The sequence below is a fragment of the Bacillus sp. FSL H8-0545 genome (assembly GCF_038006105.1).
Lineage (GTDB): Bacteria > Bacillota > Bacilli > Bacillales > Bacillaceae_G > Bacillus_A > Bacillus_A cereus_U.
Genome location: NZ_JBBOUO010000001.1, coordinates 111,674 through 134,308, shown reverse-complemented (window position 1 = coordinate 134,308; position 22,635 = coordinate 111,674). Strand labels below are relative to the sequence as shown.

The window sequence follows — 22,635 nt, the reverse complement described above, 5'->3', positions numbered from 1 at the left end:
TTTTCCCTCCTTTGACCATTAAAATTGTAATCCAGCCTCACGAGCAGCTTCAGCTAGAGCTTTAACACGGCCATGGTATAAGTAACCACCGCGATCAAATACTACTTCTTTAACGCCTTTCTCTACAGCACGCTTAGCAACTGATTCTCCAACTTTCGTAGCAGCTTCAGTATTGCTAGTACCGTTAAGAGCAAGGTCTTTATCAAGAGTAGATGCACTTACTAATGTTACACCATTTACATCATCAATAACTTGAGCGTAAATATGTTGGTTAGAACGGTACACGTTTAAACGTGGACGTTCTGCAGTACCAGTAAGTTTAGCACGTACACGTGCATGTCTTTTCTTACGAGTCGCATTTTTAGCAGCTTTAGTGATCATTCTTGTCACTCCTTTCTTTCACCTAACGGGTTTACTTAGCAGTTTTACCTTCTTTACGACGAACAACTTCGCCTTCGTAACGAATACCTTTACCTTTATATGGTTCAGGAGCACGTACAGCACGGATGTTAGCAGCAAATTCGCCAACACGTTGCTTGTCGATACCTTTAATTACGATTTTAGTTGGTACAGGTACTTCAACTTCAAGTCCTGCTTCTGGAGTCATTTCTACTGGATGAGAATAACCTACGCTTAAAACAAGTTTATCACCTTGTTTTTGAGCACGGTAACCAACACCGACTAATTCAAGTCCGCGTGCAAAACCTGTAGTTACACCTTCAACCATGTTTCCGATTAAAGCACGAGTTGTACCGTGTAATGCACGGTGTTCCTTCTGTTCAGATGGACGCTCAACTGTTAGTGTATTTTCTTCAATTTTGATAGACATATCAGTTTTGAAAGTACGAGTTAATTCACCTTTAGGGCCTTTTACTGTTACAGTATTGTCTTCTGCAACTGTAATAGTAACACCTGCAGGGATTTCAAGAATCTTTTTACCAATACGAGACATGTGGTCACACCTCCGTTCGTTTTAAATATATATTACCAAACGTATGCTACTACTTCTCCACCAGTTTGTAATTGACGAGCATCTTTGTCCGTCATTACTCCCTTAGATGTAGAAACAAGAGCGATACCTAATCCGTTAAGTACACGAGGTACTTCATCAGCTTTTGCGTAAACGCGTAAGCCAGGTTTACTGATACGTTTTAATCCAGTGATTACACGTTCATTGTTTGCACCATATTTCAGGAAAATACGAAGGATACCTTGTTTGTTATCCCCGATGTATTCTACATCACGAATGAAACCTTCACGTTTTAAAAGATCAGCGATCTCTTTTTTGATTTTAGAAGCAGGAACCTCTAATTTCTCATGACGTACCATGTTCGCATTACGGATGCGAGTAAGCATGTCTGCAATTGGATCTGTCATCACCATGTGTTTTACCTCCTTCCCATTTGTGGGTTTTACCAACTAGCTTTTTTAACACCAGGAATTTGACCTTTATATGCAAGTTCACGGAAACAAATACGGCAAAGCTTAAATTTGCGGTATACAGAATGCGGACGACCGCAGCGTTCGCAACGTGTATACTCTTGTACTTTAAACTTAGGAGTACGCTTTTGTTTCGCGATCATAGATTTTTTAGCCACGTTTTCGCCTCCTCTACTTAGCGTTGGCTTCCATTATTTTTGGAATGGCATACCGAATTGTGTTAAAAGTTCACGAGCTTCTTCATCAGTTTTCGCTGTAGTAACGATTACGATGTCCATACCTCGGACTTTACTTACTTTATCATAATCAATCTCAGGAAAAATTAGTTGCTCTTTAACACCTAATGTGTAGTTCCCACGACCATCAAATGATTTCTTAGAAACACCACGGAAATCACGTACACGTGGTAAAGAAACTGATACTAATTTGTCGAAGAACTCATACATTTGCTGACCGCGTAAAGTTACTTTCGCACCGATTGGCATACCTTCACGAAGACGGAAACCAGCGATTGATTTTTTAGCGCGAGTTACAACAGGTTTTTGACCTGCGATTTGAGTTAATTCTTCTACTGCATTGTCTAAAGCTTTTGAGTTAGATACCGCGTCACCAACACCAGTGTTGATTACGATCTTTTCGATTTTCGGTACTTCCATCACAGATTTATAGTTAAACTTGCTCATTAGAGCAGGAGTAATTTCCTTTTGGAACTTCTCTTTAAGGCGATTCAATGAAGTGACCTCCTTTCTTAAGAAAATTATTTATCTAATAATTCACCAGATTTTTTTGCAATACGCACTTTTTTACCATCTTCTACTTTGAAGCCTACGCGAGTAGGTTCGCCTGTTTTCGGATCTAATACCATAACATTAGAAACGTGAATAGGTGCTTCTTTCGTAATAATTCCACCTTGTGGATTTAATTGAGATGGCTTAGAGTGTTTTTTAACGATGTTAACACCCTCAACGATAACACGGTTTTGCTTTGGGAAAGCCACAAGGATAACACCTTGTTTTCCTTTGTCTTTACCAGTGATTACCTGAACTTTATCACCTTTTTTTACATGCATCTTAATTCTGCACCTCCTTAGCAAGGCAATACCTTAAATTATAGAACTTCTGGAGCTAAAGAAACGATCTTCATGAAGTTGCTATCACGTAATTCACGAGCTACTGGTCCGAAGATACGAGTACCACGTGGGCTCTTATCGTCTTTGATGATAACCGCTGCGTTTTCATCAAATTTAATGTAAGAACCGTCCGGACGACGAGCTCCGCTCTTCGTACGTACCACTACTGCCTTAACAACGTCACCTTTTTTAACAACGCCACCTGGTGTTGCTTGTTTTACCGTAGCAACGATAATATCACCAATATAAGCATATTTACGACCAGAGCCGCCTAATACTTTAATTGTTAAAAGTTCGCGGGCACCAGAGTTGTCAGCAACTTTCAAACGAGATTCTTGTTGGATCATGTTATGAAACCTCCCTTCGGACTAAAAATTCCGATTCGTCTATTTAGATAACAACCGCTTCTTCAACGATTTCAACTAAACGGAAACGCTTAGTAGCAGAAAGCGGGCGAGTTTCCATGATTTTAACGATATCGCCAAGTTTCGCTTGGTTTTGCTCATCATGGGCTTTATACTTTTTAGAATACTTAACACGTTTTCCGTACAAGGAATGAGTTTTGTAAGTTTCAACTAAAACTGTAATCGTTTTGTCCATTTTGTCAGAAACAACACGACCAGTATAAACTTTGCGTTGGTTACGTTCGCTCACTATGCAAACCTCCCCTCAATTTATCGATTAATTCCGATCTCTCTTTCACAAACTACAGTTTTCATACGAGCAATCGCTTTACGTACTTCACGGATGCGAGTTGGATTCTCTAATTGTCCTGTAGCAAGTTGGAAGCGAAGATTAAACAACTCTTCCTTTAAAGCTTTAACTTTTGTTTCGATTTCGGCAGTGGTTAATTCACGAATATCATTAGTTTTCATTAGATTCACCACCATTTACTTCACGTTTTACGAATTTACATTTCACTGGTAATTTGTGAGCTGCAAGACGTAATGCTTCGCGTGCTACCTCTTCAGATACACCCGCAATTTCAAACATAATTTTCCCAGGTTTTACTACTGCTACCCAGCCTTCTGGTGCCCCTTTACCGGAACCCATACGTACTTCTAGAGGTTTTGCAGTGTAAGGTTTAGAAGGGAAAATTTTAATCCATACTTTACCGCCACGTTTCATGTGACGAGTCATTGCACGACGAGCAGCTTCGATTTGACGGTTTGTAATCCATGAAGCAGCTAGTGCTTGTAAACCGAATTCACCAAAAGCGATTTCAGTTCCACCTTTTGCACGACCACGCATTTTACCACGATGCTCTCTACGATATTTTACGCGTTTAGGCATTAACATATTATTTTCCTCCTTCCTCAGAAGCTTTCTTTTTTGTAGGAAGGACTTCTCCACGGTAGATCCATACTTTTACGCCTAATTTACCGTATGTTGTATCAGCTTCAACTGCTGCATAGTCAATATCAGCGCGAAGTGTATGAAGTGGAACAGTTCCTTCACTGTAAGATTCTGCACGAGCGATATCAGCTCCGCCAAGACGACCAGAAACCTGTGTTTTAATACCTTTTGCTCCTGCACGCATAGCACGTTGAATAACTTGCTTTTGTGCACGACGGAATGATACACGGTTTTCTAGTTGACGAGCGATGTTTTCGCCTACTAATTTAGCGTTAAGATCAGCTCTCTTAACTTCTAAAATGTTGATGTGTACACGCTTGCCTGTTAATTGGTTAAGAGCTTTACGAAGCGCTTCAACTTCAGTACCACCTTTACCAATTACCATACCAGGTTTCGCAGTGTGAATTGTAACATTTACACGATTTGCTGCACGTTCGATTTCTACTTTAGCAACAGCAGAATCTTTTAAGCGTACAGTAATGTACTCACGGATTTTGATGTCTTCATGTAATAACGTAGCATAATCTTTCTCAGCGAACCAACGAGATTCCCAGTCGCGGATAATACCGACACGAAGACCAATTGGATTAACCTTCTGACCCATCGATTATCCCTCCTTCTTTTCTGATACCACAACTGTGATGTGGCTTGTGCGTTTGTTAATTTGGCTTGCACGACCCATTGCACGTGGACGGAAACGTTTCAACGTTGGACCTTCGTCAACGAAGACTTTTTCAACAACTAGGTTGTTAATATCCATCTCATAATTGTGCTCTGCATTTGCGATTGCAGATTTTAAAACTTTTTCTACAACTGGAGAAGCAGTTTTTGGTGTGTGGTTAAGGATAGCAATCGCTTCACCCACTTGCTTACCTCGGATTAAGTCTACTACTAAACGAACCTTACGAGGAGCAATACGAACTGTTCTCACTACTGCTTTAGCTTGCATTGAAGTGCCTCCTCTCATTATCTTCTAGTTTTCTTATCGTCAGCAAGGTGACCTTTATACGTACGAGTTGGTGCGAATTCACCTAACTTATGGCCAACCATATCCTCAGTGATGTACACAGGTACGTGTTTACGACCATCATATACAGCAATTGTATGTCCGATGAACTGAGGGAAGATTGTTGAACGGCGAGACCAAGTTTTAACAACTTGTTTTTGCTCAGATGCAACTAATTTTTCCATTTTGTTCATTAAGTGATCATCGACAAATGGTCCTTTTTTTAAGCTACGAGCCATTTTGGTGCCTCCCTTCGTGATTGGCGTACGGTTCTTGAAGCGAACCGTACTACAATCCCATTATTTTTTACGACGACGAACGATAAATTTATCAGACGCTTTGTTTTTCTTACGAGTCTTGAATCCAAGAGTTGGTTTACCCCATGGAGACATTGGAGACTTACGTCCGATTGGAGAGCGACCTTCACCACCACCGTGTGGGTGATCAACCGGGTTCATTACAGAACCACGAACTGTTGGACGCTTACCTAACCAGCGAGAGCGACCTGCTTTACCGATTTTGATAAGTTCGTGTTGTTCGTTACCAACTTGACCGATTGAAGCGCGACAAGCAGATAATACTAAACGTACTTCACCAGAAGTTAAACGTACAAGTACGTATTTTCCTTCTTTACCAAGTACTTGAGCAGATGTACCAGCAGAACGAACTAATTGTCCGCCACGACCAGGCTTAAGCTCGATGTTATGAACAACAGTACCTACTGGAATGTTGATTAATGGTAATGCGTTACCGATTTTAATGTCAGCTTCAGGGCCAGACACAACTTCCATACCTACTTCTAAAGTTTTAGGAGCAAGAATGTAACGTTTTTCACCGTCAACGTAATTAATTAATGCGATATTCGCAGAGCGGTTTGGATCATATTCGATCGTAGCAACGCGTCCTGGAATTCCATCTTTGTTACGCTTAAAGTCGATGATACGGTATTGACGCTTATGTCCGCCACCTTGATGACGTACAGTAATTTTACCTTGGTTATTACGACCAGCCTTTTTGCTTAAAGGAGCAAGTAAAGACTTTTCCGGTCTGTCGGTCGTGATTTCAGCGAAATCATTCGTAGTCATGTTACGACGACCGTTAGTAGTTGGATTATACTTTTTAATTCCCATCTCAATTTCCCTCCTTCTTTAGTAAGAATTAAACGCCTTGGAAGATTTCGATTTCTTTGCTGTCAGCAGTTAGCTTAACGATTGCTTTACGACGACGGCTAGTAAAACCAGCGTGACGACCAACGCGTTTTGCTTTCGGCTTGTAGTTCATGATATTTACTTTGTCTACATTAACACCAAAGATCGCTTCTATCGCGTCTTTAACTTCTGTTTTATTAGATTTAACGTCCACGTCGAACGTGTATTTTTTTTCAGCCATCATTTCCATAGAACGTTCAGTGATAACTGGGCGCTTAATGATATCACGAGGATCTCTCATTATGCAAGCACCTCCTCTACTTTTTCCACTGCCGCTTTTGTCATGATTAGCTTATCATGATGAAGCACATCTAGCACGTTTACGCCATCAGCAGTGATTACTGTTACTCCTGGGATATTGCGAGCAGATAACTCTACAGATTCGTTTGCATCAGCAGTTACGATAAGAGCTTTCTTCTCAACAGTTAATCCTTTAAGTACTGCTACCATGTCTTTTGTTTTTGGTGCATTTAACACTAGGTCTTCAAGAACTACAATGTTGTTCTCAACTACTTTAGTAGCTAATGCAGATTTGATTGCTAAACGACGAACTTTCTTAGGAAGTTTGTACGCATAGCTTCTTGGTGTAGGTCCGAATACCGTACCACCACCACGCCATTGAGGAGAGCGGATAGAACCTTGACGAGCACGTCCAGTTCCTTTTTGACGCCATGGTTTACGACCACCACCGCGAACTTCAGAGCGAGTTTTTACTTTGTGTGTACCTTGACGTAAAGATGCACGTTGCATCATTACAGCTTCAAATAGTACAGCTTCATTTGGTTCGATACCGAAAATAGCTTCAGCTAATTCGATTTCACCAACCTGTGAACCAGTTTGGTTATATACAGTAACTTTTGGCATTGGAATTCCTCCTTCCTATTGTGAATTATTTGCTAACCTTCACAGCGCCTTGAACAACTACAAGAGATTTCTTAGCACCTGGAACGTTACCTTTTACTAGTAATAAGTTGCGCTCAGTGTCAACTTGAACGATTTCTAAGTTTTGGATAGTAACTTGGTCTCCGCCCATACGTCCAGCAAGTTTTTTGCCTTTGAATACACGGTTCGGAGCAACTGGCCCCATTGAACCTGGACGACGGTGATAGCGAGAACCATGAGACATAGGTCCGCGAGATTGTCCGTGGCGTTTAATAACACCTTGGAAACCTTTACCTTTAGAAATTCCTGTTACGTCAACGATTTCACCTGCAGCGAAAACTTCAACTTTTACCTCTTGACCAACCTCTAATCCGTCCACGTCTGCATCGCGGATTTCGCGAATGAAGCGCTTAGGAGTTGTAGATGCTTTAGCAGTGTGGCCTTGTTCAGGTTTGTTAGTTAACTTTTCACGTTTATCTTCAAATCCTAACTGAATTGCGTTGTAGCCATCAGTTTCAGTTGTTTTCTTTTGAAGAACAACGTTTGGATTAGCAGCGATTACCGTTACTGGGATTAACTCACCGTTCTCAGCAAATACTTGAGTCATACCGATCTTTCTTCCTAAGATTCCTTTGGTCATGAGTTACACCTCCTACATTTTTAAGTTATATGAATTATAATTTGATTTCGATATCTACACCAGATGGTAAGTCTAAACGCATTAATGAATCTACTGTTTGTGGAGTAGGACTCACGATGTCGATTAAACGTTTGTGCGTGCGCATTTCGAATTGTTCACGAGAATCTTTGTACTTATGAACAGCACGAAGAATTGTGTAAATAGTCTTCTCAGTTGGTAATGGGATTGGACCAGAAACTGTTGCCCCAGAACGCTTAGCTGTTTCTACAATTTTCTCAGCTGATTGATCAAGAATACGGTGATCATAAGCTTTTAAACGGATACGAATTTTTTCTTTTGCCATTATTTTCCCTCCTTCGTTCGCCTATTTCTAAAATAGACCTTCTCCATGGAAATTTCCCCACACCATGCCATGGCAAAGCGGCCGGGTGTGTCAGCAACCTTCCACTTCATCGCAGTCAAAGACCAACATTGTCTATTATACAATGTTATTCGTCTAGATGCAAGCATCTTTTTGTTTGCATCTGCTTTTCTCTACTTTTGCTATTATACATGGCACTTTAAAGAATATCAAGTTTTCATCTACTCTTATTTAACTTACAGTTTTTGGGTGTCACTTTCGTTTTATATACTATAGAAGAAACTCATTCAAAAATAGAAAATGCATCTCTTTCTTCTATAGTAATAAGCAATAAAAAAACTCAAGGGAGAATCCCTTGAGTTTTTAATAATCTAATTAAAGACTACTCAGCAACGATTGTAGCAACTACACCGTAACCTACTGTACGTCCACCTTCACGAATAGAGAATTTAGTTCCCTCTTCGATAGCGATTGGAGCGATAAGTTCGATAGTCATTTCGATGTTGTCACCAGGCATTACCATTTCAGTACCTTCTGGTAATTGGATGATACCAGTTACGTCAGTTGTACGGAAGTAGAACTGTGGACGGTAGTTAGCGAAGAATGGAGTGTGACGTCCACCTTCTTCTTTAGATAATACGAAAACCTCAGCTTTGAATTTAGCGTGTGCTTTTACAGAGCCAGTTTTAGCAAGAACTTGTCCACGTTGGATGTCTTCACGAGCAACCCCACGAAGTAGAGCACCGATGTTGTCTCCAGCTTGAGCTTGGTCAAGAAGCTTACGGAACATTTCTACACCAGTTACAGTTGTATTAGCATTCTCTTCAGCAAGACCGATGATTTCTACTACGTCACCAACTTTAACGATTCCACGCTCAACACGACCAGTTGCAACTGTACCACGACCTGTGATAGAGAATACATCCTCGATAGGCATTAAGAATGGTTTGTCAGTTTCACGTTCTGGAGTTGGGATGTAAGCATCAACTTCAGCCATTAATTCGATGATTTTTTCTTCCCACTCAGCTTCTCCTTGAAGAGCTTTAAGAGCAGAACCTTTAATTACAGGAATATCGTCGCCTGGGAATCCGTATTCAGATAATAGGTCGCGAACTTCCATTTCAACTAATTCTAATAATTCTTCGTCGTCTACCATGTCGCATTTGTTTAAGAATACAACGATGTAAGGAACACCTACTTGACGAGAAAGAAGGATGTGCTCACGTGTTTGAGGCATTGGACCATCAGCAGCAGATACTACTAAGATACCGCCGTCCATTTGAGCAGCACCAGTGATCATGTTTTTAACATAGTCAGCATGACCTGGGCAGTCAACGTGTGCATAGTGACGAGTTTCAGTTTCGTACTCAACGTGTGCAGTTGAGATTGTGATTCCGCGCTCTCTTTCTTCTGGAGCAGCGTCGATTTGATCGTATCCGCGTGCTTCAGCACCACCAGCTTTTGCAAGAACTGTAGTGATCGCAGCAGTTAATGTAGTTTTACCATGGTCAACGTGGCCGATTGTACCGATGTTAACATGGGGTTTAGAACGTTCGAATTTAGCTTTAGCCATTCTAAATTCCTCCTTAGTTTATATAGGTTATTTTATATTTAGACTAGAAAGTGAAACTTAAGTCTCACTTTCTAAGCTTACATAAGTAGTTATACTTGAACAATCGATAAAAATCAATTATTCACCTTTATTTTTTTTAATAATTTCTTCAGAAACAGACTTCGGTACTTCTTCATAATGATCAAATGTCATTGAGAATGTTCCGCGTCCTTGAGTGTTAGAACGTAATGCCGTTGCATAACCGAACATTTCAGAAAGTGGAACCATAGCGCGAACAACTTGTGCGTTACCGCGAGCTTCCATACCTTCTACACGTCCACGACGAGATGTTACGTCACCCATAATGTCACCCATGTACTCTTCAGGAATTACAACTTCAACTTTCATCATTGGCTCAAGAATTACTGGGCTACATTTAGAAACCGCAGCTTTAAGCGCCATAGATGCAGCGATTTTGAACGCCATCTCAGAGGAGTCAACATCATGGTAAGATCCGTCAACTAACGCAGCTTTAATGTCAACTAGTGGATAACCAGCTAGTACACCATTTTTAAGTGAGTCTTCAAGACCCGCTCCAACAGCTGGGATGTATTCACGTGGAACTACACCACCGACAACCTTGTTTTGGAATTCGAATCCTTTACCTTCTTCATTAGGTTCAAACTCAATCCAAACGTGACCGAATTGTCCACGACCACCAGATTGACGAGCGAACTTACCTTCAACTTTCGCAGCAGCGCGGAAAGTCTCACGGTATGCTACCTGAGGAGCACCAACGTTTGCTTCCACTTTGAATTCACGGCGCATACGGTCAACGATGATATCAAGGTGAAGTTCACCCATACCAGCGATGATTGTTTGGCCAGTTTCTTGGTCAGTGTGAGCACGGAATGTTGGATCTTCTTCAGAAAGCTTAGATAATGCTGTACCCATTTTATCTTGGTCAGCTTTAGATTTTGGTTCGATAGCTACAGAGATAACTGGCTCTGGGAATTCCATAGACTCAAGGATAACAAGGCTCTTCTCGTCACAAAGAGTATCACCAGTAGTAGTATCTTTTAAACCTACAGCAGCAGCGATATCACCAGCGTAAACTGTTGAAATCTCTTCACGGCTGTTAGCGTGCATTTGTAGGATACGACCTACACGCTCACGCTTACCTTTAGTTGAGTTTTTCACGTATGATCCAGAGTTTAACACACCAGAATACACACGGAAGAACGTTAACTTACCAACATAAGGGTCAGTCATGATTTTGAATGCTAGAGCTGCGAATGGTTCTTCATCGCTAGACTTACGCTCGATAGCTTCCTCCGTATCCGGAAGAGTACCTTTAATAGCAGGTACATCTAATGGAGATGGTAGGTAGTCAATAACTGCGTCTAACAGAATTTGAACACCTTTATTTTTGAATGCAGAACCACAGATTACTGGGAAGAATTCAACAGAAGTTGTAGCCTTACGGATACCAGCTTTAAGCTCTTCTACAGTGATTTCTTCACCTTCTAGGTACTTCATCATCATTTCTTCATCAAGCTCAGCTACCGCTTCAATAAGTTTCCCGCGGTATTCTTCAGCTAATTCTTTGTGCTCTTCAGGAATTTCAACACGCTCGATGTCTGTTCCTAAATCGTTAGCGTACATGTAAGCACACTCTTCAACAAGGTCAATGATACCATTGAACTCATCTTCAGCACCGATTGGTAACTGAATTGGATGTGCGTTTGCTTGTAAACGATCGTGGATTGTTCCTACAGAGTATAAGAAATCTGCACCAATCTTATCCATTTTGTTAACGAATACGATACGAGGTACACCATAAGTAGTAGCCTGACGCCAAACAGTTTCTGTTTGTGGTTCTACACCAGATTGTGCATCAAGTACTGCTACTGCGCCATCAAGTACGCGTAAAGAACGTTCTACTTCTACTGTGAAATCTACGTGTCCTGGAGTGTCAATGATATTTACACGGTGACCTTTCCATTGTGCTGTAGTTGCAGCAGAAGTAATTGTGATACCACGTTCTTGCTCTTGCTCCATCCAGTCCATCTGAGATGCACCTTCATGAGTTTCACCGATTTTATGAATACGTCCTGTGTAATACAGAATACGCTCAGTTGCTGTTGTTTTACCAGCATCGATGTGAGCCATGATACCAATATTACGAGTGTTTTCTAAAGAGAACTCTCTAGTCATTTGGTGTCTTGCTCCTTCCATATATGGATTGGATTATTTTATTTTAAGTAGCAAAAAAGCCACTTTATATTGTTACATATGCCAGTGTCCAGTACCCTCATTATGTAAAACGAGCGCCCAACGAAAGGGAGAGGCATTCTCCCTCTCCACACTTCCATAAGCGACAAATAAAGCGGTTTATGCTTACATTTATTTTACGTTGAATCCTACCAACGGTAATGAGCAAATGCTTTGTTAGCTTCTGCCATTTTATGAGTGTCTTCACGTTTCTTAACAGCTGCACCAGCGTTGTTAGATGCATCTAAGATTTCGTAAGCTAGACGCTCTTCCATAGTTTTTTCACCACGAAGACGAGCATAGTTTACTAACCAGCGAAGACCTAAAGTTGTACGGCGTTCTGGACGAACCTCAACCGGAACTTGGTAGTTAGCACCACCAACACGACGAGCGCGTACTTCAAGAACAGGCATGATGTTCTTAAGAGCTTGCTCGAATACTTCCATTGGTTCTTTATCTGAACGTTCACGAACGATTTCGAAAGCGTTATAAAGAATTGTTTGAGATTTACCTTTTTTACCGTCAACCATCATTTTGTTGATTAGGCGTGTTACAAGCTTAGAATTGTACATTGGATCTGGTAACACGTCACGTTTCGCAACAGGTCCTTTACGAGGCATATTGAGTTCCTCCTTTCATTATAAGTTTATTATTTTTTAGCAGGTTTTGGTCGCTTAGTACCATATTTAGAACGTCCTTGCATACGTTTGTCAACACCAGCTGTATCAAGCGCACCACGAACGATGTGGTAACGTACCCCTGGTAAATCCTTTACTCGACCACCGCGAATTAATACTACGCTATGCTCTTGTAGGTTATGACCGATACCTGGGATGTAAGCTGTAACTTCAATACCATTTGTTAAACGTACACGAGCGTATTTACGTAACGCTGAGTTCGGTTTCTTCGGAGTCATTGTACCAACACGAGTACACACACCACGTTTTTGAGGTGCAGAGATATCAGTTGATTTTTTCTTTAAAGAATTAAAACCTTTGTTTAACGCAGGTGATTTAGACTTCCATACTTTATCAGTACGACCATTTCTCACTAATTGGTTAATAGTAGGCATTTGTTTATCCTCCCTTCGCATGTTTGTATGACCACATATCCAGGTGGTTCATTATTAGTTGAAAACAAAGTTTTTGCAAGGAAGAGCAAATGCTCTCTCCTCACAAAAACAGTTTTAACTTATTATTCCTATTGCTGAAGCTCCCACTTGAATCCCCGAAACTTTTCCAAGCTTACGAACTGATTCAACTTTGGTTATGGGTATGTTATGTTGCAAGGCAGTACGAATGATAACATGGGTTAACCGCACATCAGCATCTTCCGCAATAACAACTTCTTTAACTATACCATTTTTGATTGCTTCCAATGTTCGTTTATAACCAACGACTACATTTTCAGCATTTGACACTTTTTGATAAGACATATAAATATCCTCCAAAGCATCGTTCAGGAGCAACCTTGATTATAGTAACATTTTGTCTCATACAATGTCAACTAGGATTAGCTGTTTTTATACAAAATTTACGACGGAAAATTTTACTGTTCCACATAAACTTCATCGTTTTCTACATTCATGTTATCTTGTGTTGTTTTTACAAGATCCACTTGGCGATAACGATTCATACCTGTTCCAGCAGGAACAAGCTTACCGATAATAACATTCTCTTTCAATCCTAGAAGCTCATCGCGTTTACCCTTAATTGCTGCATCTGTTAGAACACGAGTTGTTTCTTGGAACGATGCTGCAGATAAGAACGAATCAGTTTCAAGTGAAGCTTTAGTAATACCAAGTAGAACCGGTCTAGCTGTTGCTGGTTGTTTACCTTTCAGTAACACCTTCGCATTCGCATCAGTAAACTGATGGATGTCTAGTAATGTTCCTGGTAATACATCTGTTTCACCCGCATCACTTACACGAACTTTACGTAGCATTTGACGTACCATTACTTCTACGTGTTTGTCACCAATTTCTACCCCTTGCATACGGTATACTTTTTGAACTTCACGTAATAAGTATTCTTGAACTGCTGTAATGTCCGTTACTTTTAGTAATTCCTTCGGATCAATAGAACCTTCTGTTAACTCTTTACCGTGGCTAATTGGCTGTCCTAGAGTTACTTTCAGACGAGCACCGTAAGGAATAGCATACGTACGAGCTTCAACTTCACCCTGTACAACTACTTCTTGGCGATCTTTAACATCGTTGATCGCTGCGATAACACCGTCGATTTCACTGATAACTGCCTGACCTTTCGGATTACGAGCCTCGAAGATCTCTTGGATACGAGGTAAACCTTGTGTGATATCATCTCCGGCAACCCCACCTGTATGGAACGTACGCATCGTTAACTGTGTACCTGGCTCACCGATAGATTGAGCTGCGATAATACCTACCGCCTCTCCTACTTCTACGTCTGTACCAGTTGCTAAGTTACGACCGTAACACTTTTTACATACACCATGGCGAGTATTACACGTAAACGCTGAACGAATATTTACAGTTTCAACACCCGACTTTTCAACGATATGAGCAATATCTTCAGTAATTAATTGATTTTCAGCAATTAATACTTCACCTGTTTCAGGATGTTTTACAGTTTTTCTCGCAAAACGTCCAACAAGACGATCATATAGTGACTCAATAACTTCATTACCCTCTTTAATCGCACCAATTAGTAAACCACGATCTGTCCCACAATCATCTTGACGAACAATTACATCTTGTGCAACGTCTACAAGACGACGTGTTAAGTAACCAGAATCGGCAGTTTTAAGTGCTGTATCGGCAAGACCTTTACGCGCACCATGCGTAGAGATGAAGTACTCAAGTACTGTTAAACCTTCACGGAAACTTGATTTGATTGGAAGCTCAATGATACGACCAGATGGATTGGCCATCAGACCACGCATACCAGCAAGCTGAGTAAAGTTCGATGCGTTACCACGGGCACCTGAATCACTCATCATGAAGATTGGGTTGCGTTTATTCAAGGATTTCATCAGTTTTCCTTGGATAACATCTTTTGCATTACTCCAAATAGAGATAACGCGATCGTAACGTTCTTCTTCCGTGATTAAACCGCGACGGAATTGTTTAATTACATTATCTACTTTTGCTTGTGCTTCATGGAGAATTTCATTTTTTTCGCCTAATACAAGAATGTCTGATACCCCAACTGTAATACCAGCTTTTGTAGAGTATTTAAATCCTAAGTTTTTCATACGGTCAAGCATGCGAGATGTTTCCGTAATTTGGAAACGTTTGAATACTTCCGCAATAATGTTACCAAGGATTTTCTTGCTAAATGGCGCCACTTCTTCGCGACTAGCAATAATTTCTTTAATGTTCGCACCTTTTTCAACGAAATATTCCGCTGGTGTTTCTTTTTCAAGGTTTGAGTTTGTTGGTTCATTAATATAAGGGAACGACTCTGGTAAGATTTCGTTAAATATTAATTTACCAACTGTTGTTAATAGAAGCTTACTCTTTTGCTCTTCAGTAAACGTTACATTATTTACCGAACTCGCAGCAACTGCAACACGTGTGTGCAGATGTACATATCCATTTTGGTATGCAAGTATTGCTTCGTTTGCATCTTTGAAGACCATACCTTCACCGATTGCACCCTCGCGCTCAAGTGTTAAGTAATAGTTACCTAATACCATATCTTGAGATGGAGTAACAACTGGTTTTCCGTCTTTTGGATTCAAGATGTTTTGTGCCGCTAACATAAGAATACGAGCTTCCGCTTGTGCCTCTGATGATAACGGAACGTGAACCGCCATTTGGTCACCGTCAAAGTCCGCGTTGTATGCAGTACATACAAGTGGGTGAAGACGGATTGCACGACCCTCTACTAGTGTAGGTTCAAACGCCTGGATACCAAGACGGTGAAGTGTTGGTGCGCGGTTTAGAAGTACTGGATGCTCTTTAATCACAGATTCTAAAACGTCCCAAACTTCAGGGTGTACACGCTCGATTTTACGTTTAGCACTCTTAATGTTGTGTGCTAATCCTTTTCCAACTAACTCTTTCATAACGAAAGGTTTAAACAATTCAAGTGCCATTTCTTTCGGCAATCCACATTGGTACATCTTTAAGTTCGGTCCTACAACGATTACAGAACGGCCAGAGTAGTCAACACGTTTACCTAATAAGTTTTGACGGAAACGTCCTTGTTTACCTTTAAGCATGTGAGATAGTGATTTTAATGGACGGTTACCTGGTCCAGTAACTGGACGGCCACGGCGACCATTATCGATTAATGCGTCTACAGCTTCTTGTAACATACGTTTTTCGTTTTGAACGATGATGCTTGGTGCACCTAAGTCCAATAGACGTTTTAAACGGTTGTTACGGTTAATTACACGACGATATAAGTCGTTTAAGTCAGAAGTAGCAAAACGTCCACCATCTAACTGTACCATCGGGCGTAGTTCTGGTGGGATAACTGGAAGAACCTCTAAGATCATCCAAGATGGGTGATTTCCAGAGTTACGGAATGCTTCTAATACTTCTAGACGTTTAATAGCACGAGTACGGCGTTGTCCTTGTGCTGTTTTTAATTCTTCCTTTAAGAAGTCTACTTCTTTATCTAAATCGATGTCTTGCAGTAATTTTTTAATCGCTTCTGCACCCATAGCAGCATGGAATGTACTGCCATATCGATCACGATATGCACGGTATTCTTTTTCAGAAAGTAATTGCTTCTTATCAAGTGGTGTATCTCCACTTTCTGTTACAACATAAGAAGCGAAATAAATTACTTCTTCAAGCGCGCGAGGGGACATGTCTAAGACAAGTCCCATGCGGCTCGGGATACCTTTGAAATACCAAATATGAGATACAGGAGCAGCTAATTCGATATGACCCATACGTTCACGACGAACTTTTGCACGCGTTACTTCAACGCCACATCGATCACAAACTACACCTTTATAACGTACACGTTTATATTTTCCGCAATGACATTCCCAGTCCTTTTGTGGTCCGAAAATACGCTCACAGAACAAGCCATCTTTTTCAGGCTTTAACGTACGATAGTTAATTGTTTCTGGTTTCTTAACTTCACCGTATGACCAAGAACGAATCTTGTCAGGTGAAGCAAGTCCAATCTTCATATATTCAAAGTTATTTACATCTATCAAGGGGCCTACCTCCCTTTTAGTCTACAGGTTATCCCAATTATTCCTTAGTTGTCTCAACTTCAACATTCAATTTATCTGCTGATTGATGATCATCATCTTCCGTATCACGCATTTCAATTTCTGTATCGTTGATAGACATCATTTTAACGTCCATACCTAAACTTTGCAGTTCTTTAATCAATACTTTGAATGATTCAGGAACGCCTGGTTCTGGAACATTTTCACCTTTTACAATTGCTTCATACGTCTTAACACGTCCAATAACATCATCAGACTTCACTGTTAAGATTTCTTGAAGAGTATAAGCGGCACCATAAGCTTCAAGTGCCCAAACCTCCATCTCACCGAAACGCTGTCCACCGAACTGAGCTTTACCTCCAAGAGGTTGCTGCGTTACAAGTGAGTATGGTCCAGTAGAACGAGCATGAAGCTTATCGTCAACCATGTGCGCAAGTTTGATCATATACATGACACCAACAGATACACGGTTATCGAATGGCTCACCAGTACGTCCGTCATACAGGATTGTTTTCGCGTCATTTGCCATACCAGCTTCTTCAATTGTGCCCCATACATCTTCCTCACGAGCACCATCGAATACCGGTGTTGCAATGTGAATACCAAGGTATCTTGCTGCCATACCAAGATGAAGCTCTAATACCTGACCGATATTCATACGAGATGGTACCCCTAATGGGTTTAACATGATATCGATTGGCGTACCATCTGGTAAGTAAGGCATATCTTCTTCTGGTAAAATACGAGAAATAACACCTTTGTTACCATGACGACCGGCCATTTTGTCACCTTCAGAAATTTTACGCTTTTGAACGATATATGCACGTACAAGTTGATTCACGCCTGGTGGCAATTCATCGCCATCTTCACGGTTAAACACTTTTACGTCTAAGATAATACCGCCACCACCGTGTGGTACACGTAGTGATGTATCACGTACTTCACGTGCTTTCTCACCGAAGATTGCATGTAATAGACGTTCTTCTGCCGTTAATTCTGTTACACCTTTTGGCGTTACTTTACCAACAAGTAGATCTCCATCTTTTACTTCAGCACCGACGCGAATAATACCGCGCTCGTCAAGATTACGAAGTGCATCTTCTCCAACATTCGGGATATCACGTGTAATTTCTTCTGGTCCAAGCTTCGTATCACGAGCTTCTGATTCATATTCTTCAATATGGATAGAAGTGTACACATCATCTTTTACAAGGCGCTCACTCATGATGATCGCATCCTCATAGTTATAACCGTCCCATGTCATAAAGCCAACAAGCACGTTACGTCCAAGCGCTAGTTCACCTAGTTCCATAGAAGGACCATCCGCAAGGATTTCACCTTTTACAACTTGGTCTCCAACACTTACGATTGGACGTTGGTTGTAGCAAGTTCCTTGGTTAGAACGAATGAATTTTTGCATTTTGTAGCGATCTAAGTCGCCTTTTACTGTTTGGCCGTCAACGTCTACATAACGACGTACCCAAACTTCACGTGCTTCTACGCGCTCAACAACACCAGGCTGTTTACAGATTACTGCAGCACCTGAGTCTTTTGCTGATACGTACTCCATACCTGTACCTACAATCGGAGATTCCGGATTTATTAACGGAACCGCCTGACGTTGCATGTTCGCTCCCATAAGTGCGCGGTTAGAGTCATCGTTTTCTAAGAACGGAATACAAGCTGTCGCTGCCGACACTACTTGTTTTGGAGATACATCCATGTAGTCGATGCGTTCTTTATTTGTGACAATGTTTTCACCACGGAAACGAGCTACGATATCTTCATCAAGGAATTCCCCTACTTCAGATAATTTCATATTCGCTTGGGCTACAACATAGTTATCTTCTTCATCTGCTGTTAAATAATCAACCTGCCCTGTTACAAGACCAGTTTCTGGGTCAACACGACGGTATGGCGTTTCAATGAAACCAAACTCATTTACTTTCGCAAACGAAGATAATGAGTTAATCAAACCGATGTTTGGTCCCTCTGGTGTTTCGATTGGACACATACGACCATAGTGAGAGTAGTGAACGTCACGTACTTCAAAGCCTGCGCGCTCACGCGTTAAACCACCGGGTCCTAATGCAGATAGTCTTCGTTTGTGAGTTAACTCTGCTAATGGGTTTGTTTGATCCATGAACTGAGATAACTGAGAACTTCCGAAGAACTCTTTAATAGATGCAATAACCGGGCGAATGTTAATTAACGCTTGTGGTGTAATTGCATTTGTATCTTGAATCGACATTCTCTCACGAACAACACGTTCCATACGAGAAAGACCGATACGGAATTGGTTTTGTAGTAACTCTCCTACAGAACGCAGACGACGATTTCCTAAGTGGTCAATATCATCTGTATCCCCTACTTTATATAGCAAGTTAAAGAAGTAGCTAATAGAAGCAAGAATATCACCTGGTGTGATGTTTTTTATATCACGAGTAATATTTGCATTCCCAATTACGTTTATAGATCGTTCGCCTTCTGATTCTGGAGCATAGATCTTAATAGATTGCAGCTCAACATCGCCTGCTACCACTCCACCCATTGGTTTCGCTGTTTTGAATCCAATGTTTTTCTCTAAGTAAGGTAGAATACGATCCAGTGTACGACGATCTAAGACTGTTCCTTCTGCCGCTAAAATTTCACCAGTTTCTGGATCCACCAGTGTTTCAGCTAAACGTTGGTTAAACAATCTGTTTTTAATGTGTAGCTTTTTGTTGATCTTATAGCGACCTACATTTGCTAAATCGTAGCGCTTCGGATCAAAGAAACGAGACACAAGTAAGCTCTTTGCATTTTCTACTGTTGGTGGTTCACCAGGGCGTAGACGCTCATAAATTTCAAGCAATGCTTTCTCTGTGCTATCTGTGTTGTCTTTTTCTAACGTATTGCTTAAGTATTCGTTATCACCTAAAAGCTCGGTGATTTCTTGATCAGAGCCAAACCCTAATGCGCGTAACAAAACAGTTACAGGAAGTTTACGCGTACGGTCAATACGCACATATACAACATCCTTAGCATCTGTTTCATACTCTAACCAAGCTCCGCGGTTTGGAATTACAGTAGCAGTAAAACCACGTTTTCCGTTTTTATCCACTTTGCCACTATAGTATACGCTTGGAGAGCGAACTAACTGGGAAACGATAACACGTTCTGCACCGTTAATTACGAATGTTCCAGTCTCTGTCATGAGTGGGAAATCTCCCATGAACACATCTTGTTCTTTTACTTCACCAGTTTCCTTGTTGATTAGACGCACTTTTACACGAAGTGGTGCTGCATACGTCACATCACGCTCTTTGCATTCTTCTACAGAGTATTTAGGTTCACCTAAGCTGTAGTCGATAAATTCAAGCGATAGATTTCCCGTAAAGTCTTCGATCGGAGAAATGTCTTGGAACATTTCTCGCAAACCCTCATCAAGAAACCACTGATAAGAAGAGGTTTGAATTTCGATAAGATTTGGTAACTCTAATACTTCACTAATACGGGCATAACTTCTTCGTTGGCGGTGGCGTCCGTATTGAACTAGTTGACCTGTCAACTGCTTCACCCCTCAAATCATGAGTATTATAAATGCACAAAAAAATTTGTGCAAAAATCACAAATAAATACAACTACTGCTATTAGCGTAGTTTTTTTCTCTTAAAGATAGATACGTTGAGTCTTTCTATCTGCTCAAAAAAGAAAAATGGCTTCTATAAGAAAACCATCATTCTGTTTCATAATCTGCTGATTTTACTATCTTTTCCAAGAGAAACAAAAATATACATCTTTCTCAACGCAGAAAATCATATATTGGCATTGTATAATGTTAACATAGCCAAAAATAACCGTCAACGCTTTTTTGATTTTATGATATAATATCCTTTTTTCTTTTCTACAACTTCAACTTCAGAAAATGCTTCTTCTAGTTTTTTAAGCGCAGATGGCGCACCTTGTTTCTTTTGAATAACAATCCACAATTCTCCACCTGAAACTAAATACTCCACAGCCTTTTCTAAAATCTCATGCACGATATCTTTACCAGCACGAATTGGAGGATTAGATAGAATAGCAGCATACTTGCCATCTACATTTTCATAGACACTACTTTGCAAAATACGTATATTTTCAATTCTGTTATTAGCGGCATTTTCTTTTGCAAGTCCCAAGGCCCTTTCATTCACATCCACCATGTGAATTTCACGATTTTGAAACTCTTTCGCTAACGACAAACCGATTGGACCGTACCCACATCCTACGTCTAACACATTACCTTTAACATCTGGCATTTGAAACGCTTCAATTAAAAGACGAGAACCAAAGTCCACTTCGTTTTTCGAGAACACCCCATGGTCAGATAAAAAAGTAAATCGAGATTCACGAAGTGTAAATTCCCATCGTTTACGATCACTTTTACTAGAAGGGTCGTTAGAAAAATAATGGTCTGCCATATGGCCACCTCTTTTCTTTACAGTTAAAAAAAAAGCTCGCATGAGAGCGAGCTTTTTTTAAAAGCACCAAAAGTTAATTACTTAACTTCTACAGCAGCGCCAACCTCTTCAAGTTTAGCTTTCATTTCTTCAGCTTCCTCTTTAGTAACGCCTTCTTTGATTGCTTTTGGAGTGTTGTCAACTAATTCTTTAGCTTCTTTTAAGCCAAGACCAGTGATTTCACGTACAGCTTTGATAACTTTGATTTTTTGAGCGCCAGCACTTGCAAGTACTACGTCAAATTCAGTTTGCTCAGCAGCAGCTTCACCAGCGCCACCAGCTACAGCTACAGGAGCAGCAGCAGTTACGCCGAATTCTTCCTCGATAGCTTTTACTAAGTCGTTAAGTTCTAATACAGTCATAGATTTAACTGCTTCAATGATTTGTTCTTTAGTCATTGTAAATATCCTCCCTTAAATAGGTTTGTATTGTTTTATAGATAACAAGTAATTATCTTTTAAAAAATTAAGCGCCTTGCTCTTCCTTTTGATCTGCAACTGCTTTAGTAGCAAGTGCAAGGTTACGGATTGGAGCTTGAAGAACGCTAAGAAGCATAGAAAGTAAGCCTTCACGTGATGGAAGAGTAGCGATAGCTTTAACCTCATCAAGTGTTACAAGTTTACCTTCGATTACGCCTGCTTTAATTTCTAAAGCTTCATGATTTTTAGCGAAGTCGTTTAATACTTTCGCAGGAGCAACTACATCCTCGTTACTGAACGCGATTGCGTTTGGTCCTGTTAAGAATTCGTTTAACTCAGCCATTTCAGCAGACTCTGCAGCACGACGAGTTAAAGAGTTTTTGTAAACTTTGAACTCAACGCCAGCTTCACGTAAGTTTTTACGTAATTCTGTTGCTTCAGAAACTGTTAAACCACGGTAGTCAACAACAATTGTAGATTTACTCGCGCGAAGTTTTTCAGCGATTTCAGTTACAACTTGTTGTTTAGTTTCGATTACTTTGCTCATGTTATTACACCTCCTGTAGATTATATAGAAGATGTACCGAAAGTGCACTAAAAACCTCCATGCCCAACTTGTAGACATGGAGGCATATAGTCACAGAAAAAAGATTCCGCTTCGTATATTAACACCTAGGTAGGGAATTAAGTCGAATCGACTCCTACTGTC

General features: G+C 40.6%; 28 protein-coding genes and 1 other annotated feature (1 of these 29 running past the window's edge). All 28 genes read right to left on the bottom strand.

The window, feature by feature from the left end; all coding sequences use genetic code 11:
* Positions 1 to 18: 18 nt before the first annotated feature.
* On the bottom strand, positions 19 to 381 hold the full coding sequence (rplR, locus tag MHI07_RS00750) for a 50S ribosomal protein L18 (RefSeq protein ID WP_002009761.1): 363 nt from the start codon (positions 379 to 381) through the stop codon (positions 19 to 21).
* Positions 382 to 412: 31 nt separating this feature from the next.
* Complete coding sequence (rplF, locus tag MHI07_RS00745; RefSeq protein ID WP_002063425.1) at positions 413 to 952, bottom strand: 50S ribosomal protein L6; 540 nt, start codon at positions 950 to 952, stop codon at positions 413 to 415.
* 32 nt (positions 953 to 984) lie between these two features.
* The gene (gene rpsH / locus MHI07_RS00740) at positions 985 to 1,383 is read right to left on the bottom strand and encodes a 30S ribosomal protein S8 (RefSeq protein ID WP_002091529.1); all 399 of its coding nucleotides are present in this window, start codon (positions 1,381 to 1,383) and stop codon (positions 985 to 987) included.
* A gap of 29 nt (positions 1,384 to 1,412) precedes the next feature.
* Positions 1,413 to 1,598, bottom strand: a complete 186-nt coding sequence (gene rpsN, locus MHI07_RS00735; protein ID WP_001085700.1) for a 30S ribosomal protein S14 — start codon at positions 1,596 to 1,598, stop codon at positions 1,413 to 1,415.
* 33 nt (positions 1,599 to 1,631) lie between these two features.
* Positions 1,632 to 2,171: a 50S ribosomal protein L5 gene (gene rplE / locus MHI07_RS00730; protein WP_002091528.1), complete on the bottom strand. Its 540-nt coding sequence runs from the start codon at positions 2,169 to 2,171 to the stop codon at positions 1,632 to 1,634.
* Positions 2,172 to 2,197: 26 nt separating this feature from the next.
* Positions 2,198 to 2,509: a 50S ribosomal protein L24 gene (gene rplX, locus MHI07_RS00725; RefSeq protein WP_000558201.1), complete on the bottom strand. Its 312-nt coding sequence runs from the start codon at positions 2,507 to 2,509 to the stop codon at positions 2,198 to 2,200.
* Positions 2,510 to 2,547: 38 nt separating this feature from the next.
* Positions 2,548 to 2,916, bottom strand: a complete 369-nt coding sequence (gene rplN, locus MHI07_RS00720) for a 50S ribosomal protein L14 (RefSeq protein WP_002063420.1) — start codon at positions 2,914 to 2,916, stop codon at positions 2,548 to 2,550.
* 43 nt (positions 2,917 to 2,959) lie between these two features.
* Positions 2,960 to 3,223 carry a 30S ribosomal protein S17 gene (rpsQ, locus tag MHI07_RS00715; RefSeq protein ID WP_002091526.1) on the bottom strand — a complete coding sequence of 88 codons (264 nt, stop codon included), beginning with the start codon at positions 3,221 to 3,223 and terminating at the stop codon, positions 2,960 to 2,962.
* A gap of 20 nt (positions 3,224 to 3,243) precedes the next feature.
* The gene (gene rpmC / locus MHI07_RS00710; RefSeq protein WP_002091523.1) at positions 3,244 to 3,444 is read right to left on the bottom strand and encodes a 50S ribosomal protein L29; all 201 of its coding nucleotides are present in this window, start codon (positions 3,442 to 3,444) and stop codon (positions 3,244 to 3,246) included.
* Entirely contained in the window at positions 3,434 to 3,868 is a 435-nt protein-coding gene (rplP, locus tag MHI07_RS00705; protein ID WP_002159603.1) for a 50S ribosomal protein L16, read from the bottom strand. The genes rpmC and rplP overlap by 11 nt, the downstream gene beginning before the upstream one ends.
* Before the next feature lies 1 nt (position 3,869).
* Positions 3,870 to 4,529: a 30S ribosomal protein S3 gene (gene rpsC / locus MHI07_RS00700; protein WP_002009771.1), complete on the bottom strand. Its 660-nt coding sequence runs from the start codon at positions 4,527 to 4,529 to the stop codon at positions 3,870 to 3,872.
* A gap of 3 nt (positions 4,530 to 4,532) precedes the next feature.
* Positions 4,533 to 4,874 carry a 50S ribosomal protein L22 gene (rplV, locus tag MHI07_RS00695; RefSeq protein WP_002009773.1) on the bottom strand — a complete coding sequence of 114 codons (342 nt, stop codon included), beginning with the start codon at positions 4,872 to 4,874 and terminating at the stop codon, positions 4,533 to 4,535.
* 17 nt (positions 4,875 to 4,891) lie between these two features.
* Positions 4,892 to 5,170, bottom strand: a complete 279-nt coding sequence (gene rpsS / locus MHI07_RS00690) for a 30S ribosomal protein S19 (protein WP_000124452.1) — start codon at positions 5,168 to 5,170, stop codon at positions 4,892 to 4,894.
* A 60-nt stretch (positions 5,171 to 5,230) separates the two neighbouring features.
* A complete protein-coding gene (gene rplB / locus MHI07_RS00685; protein ID WP_002159604.1) occupies positions 5,231 to 6,061 on the bottom strand; it encodes a 50S ribosomal protein L2 in 831 nt (276 codons plus the stop codon).
* 28 nt (positions 6,062 to 6,089) lie between these two features.
* The gene (gene rplW, locus MHI07_RS00680) at positions 6,090 to 6,380 is read right to left on the bottom strand and encodes a 50S ribosomal protein L23 (protein WP_001205557.1); all 291 of its coding nucleotides are present in this window, start codon (positions 6,378 to 6,380) and stop codon (positions 6,090 to 6,092) included.
* A complete protein-coding gene (gene rplD, locus MHI07_RS00675) occupies positions 6,380 to 7,003 on the bottom strand; it encodes a 50S ribosomal protein L4 (protein WP_001127261.1) in 624 nt (207 codons plus the stop codon). Before rplD ends, rplW begins: the two co-directional genes overlap by 1 nt.
* Before the next feature lie 25 nt (positions 7,004 to 7,028).
* A complete protein-coding gene (gene rplC, locus MHI07_RS00670) occupies positions 7,029 to 7,661 on the bottom strand; it encodes a 50S ribosomal protein L3 (protein ID WP_000160209.1) in 633 nt (210 codons plus the stop codon).
* A gap of 34 nt (positions 7,662 to 7,695) precedes the next feature.
* A complete protein-coding gene (gene rpsJ, locus MHI07_RS00665) occupies positions 7,696 to 8,004 on the bottom strand; it encodes a 30S ribosomal protein S10 (protein ID WP_001040595.1) in 309 nt (102 codons plus the stop codon).
* A gap of 400 nt (positions 8,005 to 8,404) precedes the next feature.
* Positions 8,405 to 9,595 (bottom strand): elongation factor Tu, encoded by a 1,191-nt coding sequence (tuf, locus tag MHI07_RS00660; protein ID WP_002159605.1) that lies wholly within the window; start codon positions 9,593 to 9,595, stop codon positions 8,405 to 8,407.
* Positions 9,596 to 9,712: 117 nt separating this feature from the next.
* Positions 9,713 to 11,791: an elongation factor G gene (gene fusA, locus MHI07_RS00655; RefSeq protein ID WP_002159606.1), complete on the bottom strand. Its 2,079-nt coding sequence runs from the start codon at positions 11,789 to 11,791 to the stop codon at positions 9,713 to 9,715.
* Positions 11,792 to 11,997: 206 nt separating this feature from the next.
* Positions 11,998 to 12,468, bottom strand: coding sequence for a 30S ribosomal protein S7 (rpsG, locus tag MHI07_RS00650; RefSeq protein ID WP_002063416.1), 471 nt, complete (start codon positions 12,466 to 12,468; stop codon positions 11,998 to 12,000).
* Positions 12,469 to 12,497: 29 nt separating this feature from the next.
* Positions 12,498 to 12,920: a 30S ribosomal protein S12 gene (rpsL, locus tag MHI07_RS00645; RefSeq protein ID WP_001142341.1), complete on the bottom strand. Its 423-nt coding sequence runs from the start codon at positions 12,918 to 12,920 to the stop codon at positions 12,498 to 12,500.
* A gap of 114 nt (positions 12,921 to 13,034) precedes the next feature.
* A complete protein-coding gene (locus MHI07_RS00640; RefSeq protein ID WP_002159607.1) occupies positions 13,035 to 13,283 on the bottom strand; it encodes a 50S ribosomal protein L7ae-like protein in 249 nt (82 codons plus the stop codon).
* Positions 13,284 to 13,396: 113 nt separating this feature from the next.
* Positions 13,397 to 17,008, bottom strand: a complete 3,612-nt coding sequence (gene rpoC, locus MHI07_RS00635) for a DNA-directed RNA polymerase subunit beta' (protein ID WP_002091510.1) — start codon at positions 17,006 to 17,008, stop codon at positions 13,397 to 13,399.
* Between the two features lie 37 nt (positions 17,009 to 17,045).
* Positions 17,046 to 20,576, bottom strand: a complete 3,531-nt coding sequence (rpoB, locus tag MHI07_RS00630) for a DNA-directed RNA polymerase subunit beta (protein WP_002159608.1) — start codon at positions 20,574 to 20,576, stop codon at positions 17,046 to 17,048.
* A gap of 292 nt (positions 20,577 to 20,868) precedes the next feature.
* Positions 20,869 to 21,468: a class I SAM-dependent methyltransferase gene (locus tag MHI07_RS00625; protein ID WP_340821439.1), complete on the bottom strand. Its 600-nt coding sequence runs from the start codon at positions 21,466 to 21,468 to the stop codon at positions 20,869 to 20,871.
* Positions 21,469 to 21,545: 77 nt separating this feature from the next.
* The gene (gene rplL / locus MHI07_RS00620; RefSeq protein WP_002009788.1) at positions 21,546 to 21,905 is read right to left on the bottom strand and encodes a 50S ribosomal protein L7/L12; all 360 of its coding nucleotides are present in this window, start codon (positions 21,903 to 21,905) and stop codon (positions 21,546 to 21,548) included.
* A 67-nt stretch (positions 21,906 to 21,972) separates the two neighbouring features.
* Positions 21,973 to 22,473 carry a 50S ribosomal protein L10 gene (gene rplJ / locus MHI07_RS00615; protein ID WP_002009790.1) on the bottom strand — a complete coding sequence of 167 codons (501 nt, stop codon included), beginning with the start codon at positions 22,471 to 22,473 and terminating at the stop codon, positions 21,973 to 21,975.
* Positions 22,474 to 22,512: 39 nt separating this feature from the next.
* Positions 22,513 to 22,635 (bottom strand) — a sequence feature (ribosomal protein L10 leader region); it runs 23 nt beyond the window's last position.

Excerpts from the sequence above, each read along its gene's own strand:
- rplR (WP_002009761.1), bottom strand. The coding sequence starts at position 381 with ATGATCACTAAAGCTGCTAAAAATGCGACTCGTAAGAAAAGACATGCA.
- rplF (WP_002063425.1), bottom strand. The coding sequence starts at position 952 with ATGTCTCGTATTGGTAAAAAGATTCTTGAAATCCCTGCAGGTGTTACT.
- rpsH (WP_002091529.1), bottom strand. The coding sequence starts at position 1,383 with ATGGTGATGACAGATCCAATTGCAGACATGCTTACTCGCATCCGTAAT.
- rplX (WP_000558201.1), bottom strand. The coding sequence starts at position 2,509 with ATGCATGTAAAAAAAGGTGATAAAGTTCAGGTAATCACTGGTAAAGAC.
- rplN (WP_002063420.1), bottom strand. The coding sequence starts at position 2,916 with ATGATCCAACAAGAATCTCGTTTGAAAGTTGCTGACAACTCTGGTGCC.
- rpmC (WP_002091523.1), bottom strand. The coding sequence starts at position 3,444 with ATGAAAACTAATGATATTCGTGAATTAACCACTGCCGAAATCGAAACA.
- rplP (WP_002159603.1), bottom strand. The coding sequence starts at position 3,868 with ATGTTAATGCCTAAACGCGTAAAATATCGTAGAGAGCATCGTGGTAAA.
- rpsC (WP_002009771.1), bottom strand. The coding sequence starts at position 4,529 with ATGGGTCAGAAGGTTAATCCAATTGGTCTTCGTGTCGGTATTATCCGC.
- rplV (WP_002009773.1), bottom strand. The coding sequence starts at position 4,874 with ATGCAAGCTAAAGCAGTAGTGAGAACAGTTCGTATTGCTCCTCGTAAG.
- rpsS (WP_000124452.1), bottom strand. The coding sequence starts at position 5,170 with ATGGCTCGTAGCTTAAAAAAAGGACCATTTGTCGATGATCACTTAATG.
- rplB (WP_002159604.1), bottom strand. The coding sequence starts at position 6,061 with ATGGGAATTAAAAAGTATAATCCAACTACTAACGGTCGTCGTAACATG.
- rplW (WP_001205557.1), bottom strand. The coding sequence starts at position 6,380 with ATGAGAGATCCTCGTGATATCATTAAGCGCCCAGTTATCACTGAACGT.
- rplD (WP_001127261.1), bottom strand. The coding sequence starts at position 7,003 with ATGCCAAAAGTTACTGTATATAACCAAACTGGTTCACAGGTTGGTGAA.
- rplC (WP_000160209.1), bottom strand. The coding sequence starts at position 7,661 with ATGACCAAAGGAATCTTAGGAAGAAAGATCGGTATGACTCAAGTATTT.
- rpsJ (WP_001040595.1), bottom strand. The coding sequence starts at position 8,004 with ATGGCAAAAGAAAAAATTCGTATCCGTTTAAAAGCTTATGATCACCGT.
- tuf (WP_002159605.1), bottom strand. The coding sequence starts at position 9,595 with ATGGCTAAAGCTAAATTCGAACGTTCTAAACCCCATGTTAACATCGGT.
- fusA (WP_002159606.1), bottom strand. The coding sequence starts at position 11,791 with ATGACTAGAGAGTTCTCTTTAGAAAACACTCGTAATATTGGTATCATG.
- rpsG (WP_002063416.1), bottom strand. The coding sequence starts at position 12,468 with ATGCCTCGTAAAGGACCTGTTGCGAAACGTGACGTGTTACCAGATCCA.
- rpsL (WP_001142341.1), bottom strand. The coding sequence starts at position 12,920 with ATGCCTACTATTAACCAATTAGTGAGAAATGGTCGTACTGATAAAGTA.
- MHI07_RS00640 (WP_002159607.1), bottom strand. The coding sequence starts at position 13,283 with ATGTCTTATCAAAAAGTGTCAAATGCTGAAAATGTAGTCGTTGGTTAT.
- MHI07_RS00625 (WP_340821439.1), bottom strand. The coding sequence starts at position 21,468 with ATGGCAGACCATTATTTTTCTAACGACCCTTCTAGTAAAAGTGATCGT.
- rplL (WP_002009788.1), bottom strand. The coding sequence starts at position 21,905 with ATGACTAAAGAACAAATCATTGAAGCAGTTAAATCTATGACTGTATTA.
- rplJ (WP_002009790.1), bottom strand. The coding sequence starts at position 22,473 with ATGAGCAAAGTAATCGAAACTAAACAACAAGTTGTAACTGAAATCGCT.